Annotated in this window: 15 protein-coding genes and 1 tRNA gene; 4 read left to right on the top strand and 12 right to left on the bottom strand. The window is 60.3% G+C overall.

All coding sequences use genetic code 11. The annotated features are described in order from the left end of the window. Nucleotides 1-66 precede the first annotated feature (66 nt). On the bottom strand, nucleotides 67-1,074 hold the full coding sequence (gene bla, locus VMX79_01085; protein HUV85687.1) for a class A beta-lactamase: 1,008 nt from the start codon (nucleotides 1,072-1,074) through the stop codon (nucleotides 67-69). 428 nt (nucleotides 1,075-1,502) lie between these two features. Between bla and VMX79_01080 the strand changes: the two genes are divergently transcribed. Beyond that, a tRNA-Pro gene (locus VMX79_01080) sits at nucleotides 1,503-1,576 on the top strand. Between the two features lie 51 nt (nucleotides 1,577-1,627). On the opposite strand, the gene VMX79_01075 is transcribed toward VMX79_01080, so the two are convergent. The 8 genes from VMX79_01075 to VMX79_01040 form a co-directional block, all read right to left on the bottom strand. Next, complete coding sequence (locus VMX79_01075) at nucleotides 1,628-2,263, bottom strand: hypothetical protein (GenBank protein ID HUV85686.1); 636 nt, start codon at nucleotides 2,261-2,263, stop codon at nucleotides 1,628-1,630. Continuing rightward, entirely contained in the window at nucleotides 2,260-2,934 is a 675-nt protein-coding gene (locus tag VMX79_01070; GenBank protein HUV85685.1) for an N-acetylmuramoyl-L-alanine amidase, read from the bottom strand. Before VMX79_01070 ends, VMX79_01075 begins: the two co-directional genes overlap by 4 nt. A 16-nt stretch (nucleotides 2,935-2,950) precedes the next feature. After that, entirely contained in the window at nucleotides 2,951-3,199 is a 249-nt protein-coding gene (locus VMX79_01065) for a hypothetical protein (GenBank protein ID HUV85684.1), read from the bottom strand. Between the two features lie 118 nt (nucleotides 3,200-3,317). Beyond that, nucleotides 3,318-4,277 carry a 6-bladed beta-propeller gene (locus VMX79_01060; protein HUV85683.1) on the bottom strand — a complete coding sequence of 320 codons (960 nt, stop codon included), beginning with the start codon at nucleotides 4,275-4,277 and terminating at the stop codon, nucleotides 3,318-3,320. 101 nt (nucleotides 4,278-4,378) lie between these two features. After that, a complete protein-coding gene (locus tag VMX79_01055) occupies nucleotides 4,379-4,687 on the bottom strand; it encodes a hypothetical protein (GenBank protein ID HUV85682.1) in 309 nt (102 codons plus the stop codon). 102 nt (nucleotides 4,688-4,789) lie between these two features. Further along, nucleotides 4,790-5,212: a hypothetical protein gene (locus VMX79_01050; protein ID HUV85681.1), complete on the bottom strand. Its 423-nt coding sequence runs from the start codon at nucleotides 5,210-5,212 to the stop codon at nucleotides 4,790-4,792. 99 nt (nucleotides 5,213-5,311) lie between these two features. Continuing rightward, nucleotides 5,312-5,602 carry a winged helix-turn-helix domain-containing protein gene (locus tag VMX79_01045; protein HUV85680.1) on the bottom strand — a complete coding sequence of 97 codons (291 nt, stop codon included), beginning with the start codon at nucleotides 5,600-5,602 and terminating at the stop codon, nucleotides 5,312-5,314. A 29-nt stretch (nucleotides 5,603-5,631) separates the two neighbouring features. Continuing rightward, the gene (locus tag VMX79_01040) at nucleotides 5,632-6,579 is read right to left on the bottom strand and encodes a 6-bladed beta-propeller (protein HUV85679.1); all 948 of its coding nucleotides are present in this window, start codon (nucleotides 6,577-6,579) and stop codon (nucleotides 5,632-5,634) included. Between the two features lie 580 nt (nucleotides 6,580-7,159). Here VMX79_01040 and VMX79_01035 point away from each other — a divergent pair. Both VMX79_01035 and VMX79_01030 read left to right on the top strand, forming a co-directional pair. Next, nucleotides 7,160-7,462, top strand: a complete 303-nt coding sequence (locus VMX79_01035) for a hypothetical protein (protein HUV85678.1) — start codon at nucleotides 7,160-7,162, stop codon at nucleotides 7,460-7,462. Between the two features lie 147 nt (nucleotides 7,463-7,609). Beyond that, the gene (locus tag VMX79_01030) at nucleotides 7,610-8,380 is read left to right on the top strand and encodes a hypothetical protein (GenBank protein ID HUV85677.1); all 771 of its coding nucleotides are present in this window, start codon (nucleotides 7,610-7,612) and stop codon (nucleotides 8,378-8,380) included. A 161-nt stretch (nucleotides 8,381-8,541) separates the two neighbouring features. On the opposite strand, the gene VMX79_01025 is transcribed toward VMX79_01030, so the two are convergent. Together VMX79_01025 and VMX79_01020 are read right to left on the bottom strand one after the other, a co-directional pair. Then, nucleotides 8,542-8,748, bottom strand: a complete 207-nt coding sequence (locus VMX79_01025) for a hypothetical protein (protein ID HUV85676.1) — start codon at nucleotides 8,746-8,748, stop codon at nucleotides 8,542-8,544. Between the two features lies 1 nt (nucleotide 8,749). Next, on the bottom strand, nucleotides 8,750-9,040 hold the full coding sequence (locus tag VMX79_01020) for a hypothetical protein (GenBank protein HUV85675.1): 291 nt from the start codon (nucleotides 9,038-9,040) through the stop codon (nucleotides 8,750-8,752). A gap of 147 nt (nucleotides 9,041-9,187) precedes the next feature. Between VMX79_01020 and VMX79_01015 the strand changes: the two genes are divergently transcribed. Continuing rightward, the gene (locus VMX79_01015; GenBank protein ID HUV85674.1) at nucleotides 9,188-10,105 is read left to right on the top strand and encodes a 6-bladed beta-propeller; all 918 of its coding nucleotides are present in this window, start codon (nucleotides 9,188-9,190) and stop codon (nucleotides 10,103-10,105) included. A gap of 6 nt (nucleotides 10,106-10,111) precedes the next feature. Here the strand turns inward: VMX79_01015 and VMX79_01010 are convergent. After that, the coding region (locus VMX79_01010; protein HUV85673.1) for a hypothetical protein at nucleotides 10,112-11,825 on the bottom strand (1,714 nt) is incomplete at its 5' end.

Raw genomic sequence — 11,825 nt, 5'->3', positions numbered from 1 at the left:
TATCTGAAAACGTAACTCGCTGCTCACGGTCGATGTTCCCTTTCGCGGTTGCAGCGTATAAATCGTCTAGCGGCCGGCGTAATAATCGTAGAGCGTGCGCGCCGCCTCCGCAATGGCGCGGTCCTGATCCGCCGCCGGCGTCGTGCTGCTCTTTGTGAAAACGGCAATCATCATGCGTCGGCCATCCCGGAACGTGATGTATCCCACGTCATTGGCGATGCCGCCGATGGTACCCGTCTTATGCGCGACAGGCGTCCCCTCAGGAAGCATACCCTTCAAGCGATCCTTACCTGTACGAGTGCGGGACATGGAACCGATGAGAAAATCCCGGCTCTTCGCGCTGAGCGCTGTGCCATTATCAATGGCCAAGAGCAGGTCCAGCATGGCCTTAGGCGTCGACTGGTCGCGGGGATCCTTCTCGAAATCTAGGTTTCTATCGTCCAGTCTCGACGTGAGGCTAGGATCTACCTTCACGGCCTCGGCCACAACCGTAGCGGTGGCGGGGTCCGGCATTTTGGCGAAATCCCGTATGATCTCGGCGGTGTTCCGATCGATGCGCTGGGCGTTTATCCCGATATCACCCAGGGTTTTTGATACCGCTGCCGGACCTCCAGCGAGCTTGATCAATATGTCGGTCGCCGTGTTGTCGCTTTCGGTGATCATTACTTCAATCAAATTCGCGACCGACAGCTTTAATCCGGGATGGACAAAATTCTGCGCGAGGACGTTGTCTCCCATCACGTACATGTCCGGCGTAATGTCGACGAGGTGGTCTAGGTGCAGTTCGCCCTTATCAACACGAGTAAGGATAGCGACGGCGATCGCGACCTTGAAGGTGCTAGCCATCGGGAAGGGTTCGTCGCTATTGAGGGAAATGACGGTATCTGCGCCCGGAATCGTAGCGGCAAAACCAACTACGCCTGCAAGTCCATCCGTGGTCAATTCGATGCGCTTCGCGATCTTCTCGGCATCGCCGTTAGCTGACGGCGAAGCGTTCGCGTCTAGGGCTGCGGCCGGCGCGCCCACGGCCAATAAGAGAACCATGAAGCCTAACAACTTGCCTAACGTTTTCATTTCGTTCTCCTCTCTTGGTTTTGGGTTCTTTAAACCGCGGCGGCGCGTAAACTGGCCCCGCGCCTTAAAAGGCGTGCACTCCGAACGCCGTCCTCTTACGGCTAGCCAGAAAACCCCGTTTAATTTATATTATATAACATAAAAACCTTTAGACAAAAGGGAATAATTTTAGCGCAAGCCTCTACCCGTCTCCCCTTTAACCAACGCGTCGGCGACGTCGAGGTCCTTTATCCCTTCGTCTTCTCGAGCGGAAAAGAACCCAAAGCGGTCGAAGTAGTGCCGCGCCGCATTGGCGAGAAATAGCGGCCGCCCGCGAACCCGGCTGAAATGAAGACGCCCCCCGCGGGGCGTCTTTTCGCATAACCCTTATCGTCATGCTCTTTCGGTTTGACGTCGCCTCCGCGTTGAGCTATAGTATTACCGGCGACGGGGGCGTAGCGCAGGTCGGCAGCGCGTCTGCTTTGGGAGCAGAAGGTCGGAGGTTCAAATCCTCTCGCCCCCACATCAAAAAGCCGCCCGGAAGGGCGGCTTCGTCACTATACTATCCCTCTCTCTATTCTATCGCGAGCGACACCCCCACCGCCGCTACGCCTCCCGCGGTACCGTAGCCGCCGGCGAGGCGCACGTCGACGTTGCGCCAGACGCTGTAACCGAGGGTCCCGACGGCGGCGATTTCTTTATCCGGGAAGGCGACGGCTACGCCCGGGCCCAGGTGAAACCGCCACGCGCGGATGACGTCGACGCCTCCCATAACCGCCGGCCCCGACGTCCCCAGGCCGGCGCCGACGAAAGGCCGGAGCTCGAGCGCTACGGCCGGTTCGGGTTTATAGTAAACCGTCACGTCGTGCGGCTGGCCTTCAGGGACCGCGACCTCGCCGCCGGGCAGGATGCCGAGCTCGACGTGCTCGCCGCCCTCCGTTTCGACGTGGACCACGCGGGAACCCGCCGGCCAATCCCGCATAATCACGTCGGCCTGGGTAGGCCGGTGCAGCGGGTTGAGCTTTTGGAGCGCGCCGGACGTCCGCTCGTCGTCGACGACGCGCCAGCCGGGAGGCGGTTGTTCGGCCTGGCGGGCGGGCGCTCGAGCGGCCCCCTCCCCCCTCGCGAACAACCACCTCACAGCCAGCGCCGCTACGATAACGACGACTACTATCAACAGTGGTACGGTGAGCCGTTTTAACAGCTTCACGGGTAAGGCACCCCCTCGGACGGTATAAGCGTCGGGTCGCCGCGCCAGATAACGTAGGTGGCGAACGCCGGCGGACTTGCCACGGCCTCCAGCGCGCGGACGCGGTCCCAGTCGAAGAGGAGACCCGGGTCCGTCTTGGAGTAGTGGAGGTTGCCGTGGGCCAGTAGGCCGCGGAAGCCGTCGAGCTCGTCGAGGCTGTACGCGTCGCCGCCGTGCTCGCGGCTGACGCCTGGGTCGCAGCCGCGCCAAGGGTCCGGCAGCGTTTGCAGCGGGATGCCGAAGCGCGCGAGCAGCGGCGGCAGGAGGAAGGCCAGCGCGCGGTACTGCTCGTCGGTGAAACCGTAGGGCGGCCCGGGGTTGGAGATCTCTATGCCGACGGAGCGCTCGTTGGGCCGGAGCGCCCGCCAGCGCCGCCACCGCCAGGTGTAGGGCCTGCTCCACGTGATGCCGGCGTGGAAGGCCGCGTTCTCGAGGCGGACGAGCTGATAGACGTCGCCTTTGGGACAGACGTAGAAGTGCGCCGACGGGCAGGCGGGCCGGGGCGAGCGCGCGAGCCAATTCAAGTCGCCCGGGTGCGAGCCGGCGGTGTAATGCAGTACGACCCAATCTACTTTAAACTCGGCCGGTCGCGCGGCGAACCCCCGCGCCGGCCGCCAATAGAGGCGCGGCATATTACCCCCGATATTTTTATCGAACCGACCTTAGGCGGGCGGCCTCGATTATTTTGCTGCGGACGACGTTGACCTTGGGGATGTGGCTCACGTGGCGCCACTCGCCGGCGCGCGCGTCGTAGTCGGCGGCGACGGTGATGGTCTCGTCGTCCTCGCGGGCGAGCAGGCCGGCGGAGACGAGGACGACGCGGGGCTCGAAGTCGTCCTCGCACAGCGGCCCCTCCTGATAGGAGGCGTCGAGCCACTCGACGTAGGCGAGTTTCATTGCGTTTCGAATTTGAGTGGGATGTTAAGGCGGGCTATTTCGGGGCTTGTGACGCGTTATTCAGGCTAACGTCAAAAGTACTGCCCGTAAATTGGTCTTGCGAACGCGGCTTTATATCTTACGGTTCGTTCGACGTAACGGGTTTAAAATATTGAATATTATGCCCTCCCTCGTCACTTACGTACACGGTCCCGTCGCCGGCTACGGTTATACCTACGGGGTGAACGAATTCCCCGTCCCCACGCCCTTCGGAACCGAACGCGCCCAAAAAGGCACCGTCGGGGCTAAAATACTGTACGCGGCGGTTGTTCGTATCGACGACGAACAAAACGTCCGAGCGGTCTACGGCGAGCGCCGACGGCCATTGGAATTGCCCGTCCGCAGATCCCGGGAAACCCCAACTCCCTTTAAACGAACCGCTATCACTGCAACGGAAGATCATATATTCGGAACCGCAAACGTAAACGTCGCCGTCACTTGCCACCGCAACGTCGTAAGGGAACCACATTCCCCTATACCCGAGGTCGCGGGTCCCCCACGACCCCAAATACTCGCCCGAAGCCGTAAAGTATTGGACCCGCCGATTTTTAGAATCGGCCACGAAAACCCTCCCGTCCGGGGCTATCACGAGGCCCGCAGGGTACTTGAACTCCCCTTCACCTGAGCCTTCCGAACCCCAACTCCCAAGGAATTTCCCGTCGCCGGTGAAAAATTGGACGCGGTGGTTTAAATAATCCGATACGTATACGGTGCCGTCCGGGGATACGTCCACACCCCAAGGCGCGTTGCATTCCCCGGGGCCCGTGCCCTCCTTACCCCACCCCCCGAGGAAGCCGCCGTCGGGGCTAAAGTACTGGACGCGGTCGTGGTAAGCGTCGGCCCCGTAAATCCGTCCGTCCGGCCCCGACGACAAACCGTCAAAGCCGCCGAATTGCCCTACGTCCGAACCGACGAACCCCCATTTACCCGCGAAAACGTATTCACTATAAGGTAAATCGGTCCGGCTCCCGGCGGCAACGCAATCGCCGGACGAACCGAATAAGCCGCTCGTTAGTACGATTAACGTTACGAATCTCATACCAATGACCCTCGGCGTTAAATTATATCCTGAGATATCCTTCCGTTGAATACTATAAACCAGATTAAACGAAGAAATCTGGGTTTTGACGCTCGCCGGTTTTATTTAAAATCAGGTCGGAAGTGGTGTTTTTCTCCCTTCCACAAGTGGGGTTGGGTAAGCCCTACGGCTATAGCTGCGTCGACCGCTTGTTCTGATATCGAGCGGCCGTTGCTAACCAAGCCGAAACGCTCGGCCGTTATCGAAGGCGAGGCGTCGACGCAATACCCCGTCCAATGGCCATATATATCACCGGCGTCAATCTTCCCGTTAAGATCCTCGTATTTCGTGTCTCGTGCCGCGGTCGTGCCCAACCGGCGATACGCGGAGTTTATCGCGATCGTCCCCTCGTTCCCCGATATCTCGGCCATTTTCCGGCGCCACCGCGCGAGGCCGGCTATAAGCTCGGCCCTTGCCCACAAGCACTCGTTCTCTTTGCGGTATCCGTGCTTCGTATTAATTGTACCGATAACCTACGGGATAGGCCAGAGTTGTTTCTCGATCTTCGCCACTAGCTCCGGGTTGCGCGTATTGTAAACCGTCTGCCTCCAGTCGTCGTTCTTGGGTATCTCCGAATCGGGCAAGCCCGTAGTGCCGGTCGCCGGGTCTACATATTTAACCGGCGCGTCCGGGACCGGTTTCTCGTCTTCGGGCGGGAACTGCCACCGCCTCGCGAAACGGTCCAACACCTTCGCGAGCACCCCGTATTCGAACCTATCCCCCAGGTCTTTCGACGACGCGGCCAGGGCCCGCAAGCTCTCGATCTCCGGTTTGAAGACGTCATCATATATATCTACCGCGCGCCAGTCCTCTTGCGTAATGGTTATACGGAACCGCTCCCGGCCGTCGAAATAAACTACGAATACGAAATCCTTGCGTTGGTAATTAACAGCCATCGGCGTACCCCTCCTGGTAGGAGGCGTCGAGCCACTCGACGTAGGCGAGTTTCATCTTTCTATAAATGGGAACGGAAAGATAAGTAGACTAGCGAGGTATTAAACGGAGGTTTTACCGGTCCACTTCCATCCGCCGTCAGCTGGCTCGGCGTAACCCTCGCGGACGAGTTGTTCCATTATCTTGCGGCATTTGGCGGCGCTGATGCCGGTCATCAATTGGAGCAACTCGGCTGTGATGACCCTTTTCCCGTGCGCGTCCCGGTGTAGGTGTTGCAACGCTCGTAATACCCTCAACTTCTCCGGGGTGCCCGGGGTCGGTAACGATTCGAACCGCAACGGCGACGGCGGGCAACTCGCGATGTCGTCGCCGCCTCTTTTACGATTCCCCATCTTCGCCTCCCTATTTAGGCTCGGCCCGTTTAAGGCCTCGTTTTGCGGAAGTACTGGATTCGACGGTTAAACATATCCGCGACGTAAACCGCGCCGTCGCTCGAGACGGCCAGGCCCCGGGGCCAACCGAACTCCCCCGCGCCCGCCCCGGTGGAACCCCACGACGTTATAAAAGAACCGGCCGCGTCGTAGACGGAGATTCGGTTCATCTCGTCGTCGGCGACGAAGACGTTGCCCTCCGGCCCGACCGCCACGGCCCAGGGCCATTTCAATTCCCCCGGCCCCGACCCGGGCGACCCCCACGCGCCTTTGAAAACGCCGCTCGCGTCGAAGTATTGTACGCGCGCGTTGCCGACGTCGACGACGTAGACGTCGCCGCCGCCCGAGACGGCCACGTCGACCGGGCCGTCGAACTCGCCGTCTCCCAAGCCGGCCGTGCCCCACGTCCCCAGGTACGAGCCGTCGGCGGAGAAGTACTGAATGCGGTCGTTATTCCTATCCGCCACGTAGACGGTCCCGTCCAAAGCTACGGCTATCCCGTTCGGAACGTCGAACTCGCCCAACCCGTCGCCCCACGTACCCCATTCGCCCTTGTACGAACCCGTAGCGCCGAAATATTGAACGCGATGATTTACGGAGTCCGCGACGTAAACGTCGCCGTCGGGGGCTACGGCCACGCCGGAGGGCCAGCGGAACTCGCCGGGCCCTTCGCCCATTGTGCCCCACGAGCCGACGAAGGCTCCCCCGGCCGTAAAATATTCGATTCGGCCGTGCGAAAAAAGGGTAACGTAGACGTAGCCATCCGGCGCGGTAGCCACGCCCCACGGCGACAGCGGCTCGCCGTCCAAGGCCGAAACCCCTCCCCACTCGCCGGCGTAAACATATTCCACCCGCGGCCGCTCGGCCTCGTCCGCGGGTGTCGCGGCGACCAGCGCTCCCACCCCGGCCGCAGCCCAAAATAGATACGACTTTCTCATACCCTTCACGGCCTACCTCCTCCGCTCGTTAACGTTGAGCGACGTTTAAAGAAACGTTAACAGTATAGCAGATTCGGCACGCGGCGTAAAAAGCCCGACGTTTACCGCCGACGTTACCGGCGGTACGGCCCCGGCTCGAGGCGCCGAGCAGACCTGAAATAGTTAAACACAGCGCGCCGCGGCGTCAACGGCGCAGCGGCGTCCGTTCGCGACTAAAAGGGTTCAAATGGGGGGAATAATGAGGAGGGTTTACCGCCCGGCGATCCGAAGTAAAAACCGGGGGCTTCAGCCCCCGGCTCGGGTGAGGAAAGGGGCATGGCCTACCCCTCGCGCCGGCGGGCGTAATGCTGATATTCGACTTCGAGAGGCGATGGCCTACGTACTACCAGATGCCCGGGCCGCGGGGGATGCGGGAGTCGATAAAGGCGGCCTTTACCCGGTAAGAGATAAGGGAGATGCCGGCGGAGCTCGGCGCGACGACGTTTGCGCTCGAGCGGCACTTCCCGTATATGGCGTTGGTGGCGGGGAAATAATTACAAGGCCGGCGGCCGTGCCGTTTTAAACCGAGAGGACCGCAACGATGGGAAACGATGACGCCAAGCCCCACGGCGGCGACGAATGCCGTCGACTGTTGGAGGTAACGCACCCGCTGCGCGAGGGGATTATACGCGACGCGTACGCGCCCCTGAGCAGCGAGTTCCGGGAGGCGCTGGCGGCGCTCGTCGAGATGCGGTGGCCGGGAGCGGAAGAGGAGTTGACGGCGGAGAAGCGGGCGGAATTCAAACGCCTTACCCAGCCGACGTCGCCGGATTTCATATTGAACGCCCCGTCCTACTACGCCTTCTTCACCTATTCGATGTTCTGGGGTAGGGTCCCGGCTTAGCTTCAACGGCTGTAACCTCGCCCGAGGCCGCCCGCCGTCCTGGCCACGACGGCGCGCCTTTACATTTAAAGGTTGACTACCGGGCGGCGGAAAGTTAATATCCGAAGCCGTTTACCCTTCACCGTTTTCACGAAAGGTAGTCAAGCCATGGGGAAACTCTTATCGACAGCGCTGGCCATAGGTGCGTTGACCACAACGGGGGCTGAGGCTTATTTGGGACAGATCGAGGCGTCCTTTCGGTCGCCGGCGGGCGCGGATACCCGGGGACTGGCGCGGGCCGACGGATACCTGTACGCCATAGACGGGGCCGACCGGGGCGCCGTGTATCGCATAAGCCACGACACCGGCTCGGTATACAATTGGTACGTCGTGCAGTGGGACGGCATCAACAGCGGCCTCGCGTACTCCGAGCCTTTGTCGTACCTCTGGGTCGGTTGCGTGAGCAACAACGTGGTCTACCGGACGCGGCCTTTAACGGGCAGCGTCTACTCGTCGTGGAACGCCGGGCACAAGCCGTTCGGCGCCGCGGCGCAGTGCACCGGCGACGGCGGTAGGGGGACGACCAACCTCTTCATCGCCGACTACTACCCCGCCTTCTTGTTCCTCCACCGCCTGGGCGGCAGCGTAGTGGGCTCTTTCCCCCTCGGCGTCAGTTCCCGCTACGACTGCGCTTTCGACTGGCGCAACAACGTCTTGTGGCGCGGGGGCGGCGATTACATCTACGGCTATACGCCCACCGGCGCGATCGCGGCGTCGTTCCAGTCGCCCGCCGGGAACCCCTGGGGGCTGGCGTATTACAACCGCCGGCTGTGGATCGCGTGCCAGGCCGACAGCTACATCTACCGCGTCCACTGCCCGAAGGAATTCTTCGCGGTGGAGCCGGCGTCGGTAGGCCGGGTGAAAGCGCTGTTCCGCTGAGCGGCGAGACTAACGCGTAAGGAAAGGAGCCCTTGGGGGCTCCTTTTTTACGAGCCGTAGTAGTATCCCCAGACGGAGAAGATTCCCCCCACCAACGTAAAATAAAAAACCGGAGGCCTAAGCCCCCGGCTCGAGAGCGTCTATTGGGTTGTACGCGGCGTCTAGCCCCCGCCCGCGTGCCAGCGGTCCATAACGGCGTTGCCGGCGATGTACGCGGCGGCGAGCGAGCAGGCCGCGGCGAACACCCCTACGGTATGTTCGCGCAACCAGGCGAAGGGCCCGAGCGCCGGCAGGATGAAAGCAGCGACGATGCCCCCCACTACCCCCGCCGCGGCCAGCATGAACTTCCTCGATTTAAATCCGTTCACGTCATCCCCCGATTAAACTGATGAGCGCGACGACTACGCTCGCGATGGCCATCACGACGGCGCTGCCGATGACGGCCCGGGCGCGCGCGCTCAGCTCGCTACGCGCGCAGCGCTCCCGGCAGCGGTCGTCGATGACGGCGATATCCGCGGCGTGGCGGTGGACCGTCTCGGCCACGCGCTCGACGTCGGCGCTTAGCCGGCGCAGGTCGGCGCGCATGCCCTCCAGCATCTCGCCGACGCGGCCCCGCCAGGCCGCGGCCTTCATCTCGCCCCAGTCGTTGTTTTCGGGCATAAGCGTTTAAAAATTATTTGACATAAAGTGGTATCAGGCCGCGATTTTTTACTCGCGCTTTTTTTGCTTGACAGCGGCACCCGAAAGTGCTATACGATATATAGAAAAGGGGACCGTTCCGGAGAGGAGCTTCGGAGAGGAGGAACGATGATGAAAAGGGTGATAGCGCTTCTATTGCTGAGCGCGGCCACGGCTTCAGCCGCCTGGGTTTACGCTGGCAAGTGGGGCTCGCGCGGTACGGGTAACGGCCAATTCATAAGGCCGATGGGAATATGCGTCACCGTTAATGGAAACGTTTACGTAGGCGATTACAGTAATAACCGCATACAATACTTTACCCCGGCCGGTTCCTTCCTCGGCAAATGGGGGTCTAACGGTTCCGGGGACGGCCAGTTTGACGACCCTCGGAATTTGGCTGTAGGCCCTAACGGGTATATTTACGCGGTCGACCAAGGTAACAACCGCGTTCAATATTTCACGCCCGCCGGTTCATATATAAATCAATGGCGCTCGTCATTCTACTACCCTAGGGGAATTGGCGTAGCTTCTAACGGCTGGGTTTACGTCGTCGACCGGAACCACCACCAGATAAAATATTTTACCTCGAGCGGGTCCTTTATAGGCAGTTGGGGTTCCCTAGGTTCCGAGAACGGCCAATTCGATAGCCCCGAGGACGTAGCGGTCGCGGCCAACGGTAACGTATACGTTACGGACGGAATTTCTCGCGTACAATACTTCACGCGCGCCGGGTCGTTTCTAGGTAAATGGTCTTTTACGCCCGGTAACCCGGACGGGATAGAGGTGCGCCCTAACGGCGACGTATATGTAACGGACGTAAACTACGACCGGGTAAAATATTTCACGTCTACGGGTTCGCTACTAGGGATGTGGGGTACGTCCGGTTCCGGTAACGGCGAATTTCTTGAACCTTACGACGTAGCTTTTAGGAGAGACGGTACGCGGGTATACGTCTCCGACGAAGGCCATGACCGCGTCCAATATTTCGAGGACAATACTCCCGTTTCGCCGTCGTCGTTGGGGCGGGTAAAGGCTTTGTTTGAATAAGGCGTCCTAGCCGGCATAGTAATAGCCCCAGACCGACATTATTATATTGCCGGCCTCGCCTAAGCCGTTGATTTGCGTAACGGTAGGCGCTTCTATGTACTTCGAACATTCATGTTTCCCTTCGGTGTAATCCGTTATATGGTTGTCGGCGTCCGGGGCGTCGGCGGGTAAAGAAACCGAAATACCTTCTCCGTCTTCATCTACGTCAACCTTGAACATCGTGTCGGCGCCGTCGGCTGCGGGTGGTTCTATGCACCTAACCGCAGCTTTAAGCATCAGGTAAGCGGCGGCTTCTTTAGGCATCGGGTACTGGCCGCCGTTTATGCCTTCGGCGTCGAACTTTGTCCCCGTACTTTCCACAAATACACAGCCGAAGTCCCACCGCATCTCGCGCCAGCCGCTCGAGGGGCGGAATTGAAGGGGGAACTCGCCTATGTGCAACATCGCGTTGTCGATCTTTACTTTTACCTGCGCAGCTTCCTTATTCAGGATTTTAAAGTAGACCTGCTTCGCGTCGGGCGTTATCTCCTTATATATAGTGAAGCGCCGCATCTCATCCGTGGGCGGGTAAACCACGAACTCCTCTTCGTCGGTAGTCGTGTCGTAGCGGTCGCCCAAAACGAGCGTTATGGGTGCGCTCGACGTCTGGTCGAGCATCATATCGACGGACGCGCATACCTTTGAACCCCGCACCAGTCCCACGAGTATATTCTCGTTTATCAACGCCCCGGTGCCCTCGTCCGTCACGAGGCCAAGGTACTGGCCCATGCCGTCGTTCGCTTCGAGCCCAGCTACGCAAACCAAATTACCGGTTCCGGGAGCAACGCTGCTACCGTCGTTTGAAGATAACGTCGGCGTTCCCTCCTTAAACCAGCCGTCGGGTTGGTCAGACAGCGTCCAGCGCTCGAAGCCGCCGTTGTAGAAGAGGTTGTCCTGGGTGGTGTCCATCAGGATGCGGGCCGTGTCCTCGTACGGCCCGATGGAGAAGCCGAAGCACTTATCTCCCAGGTTCATCTGCGCCCGGGCGACGGTGAACGTAACGTCGTCGGCGTTGGTCTTTATTAACGCTTTGACGACGGTCGCGCTCGAGCTTAACGTCTTCGTAACGGTTACGGTCTCCCACTCCTCCGCGGCGGTCGTAGGGGTGTCGACGTCAACGTTGCTGTCCACCTGGAAGCCCACGTCGAGCGAGTTTGCCGTATTGCTTTTTACGCGGAACGTGGCCGAGACCTTTTTACCGGCGAGTATCGCGCCTTCGAACTGGGGGTTTATGGGCAGCAGGACGCCGACGTTGGACCCCCCCGCCACGACTTTCTGCGCCCGGGCCGAGCCGTCGGTATTGGCGGGCGGCACTTCCGCTTCCTCGATACTATAAGTCCCTCCCGAGCCGTACTTCTCGACGCGGAAGAGGAAGTCGTGCTGGTCGCCGTAATGCTCGAGCGAGCCGCCGGCCAGCAAGTTTACCGGGCTGTCGAACTTGACGGCGACGTCGCCGGCGATGGAAGTCGAGTCGACGACGCCTACCTCCAAACCGCCGGTGGTTTTACAGATAGTGTCCAGGCGGACCTTGACGTCGGCTATGAAATCGGAGAGAAGCTCGTCTGCGTGGTAGATATCGCCGCTCGAGAGGCCGCCGTCGGCGCCCTCGGTGGTTATCACCCAGTCCGCGGGGAGCATCATCTTCTTGGGGAAGAGGATAATGTGCAGGCCGTCGATGAAA

Source organism: bacterium, from assembly GCA_035529855.1.
Lineage (GTDB): Bacteria > RBG-13-66-14 > B26-G2 > WVWN01 > WVWN01 > WVWN01.
The sequence above is the reverse complement of the archived record's forward strand: the minus strand, read 5'-3'. Positions and strand labels throughout refer to the sequence as shown.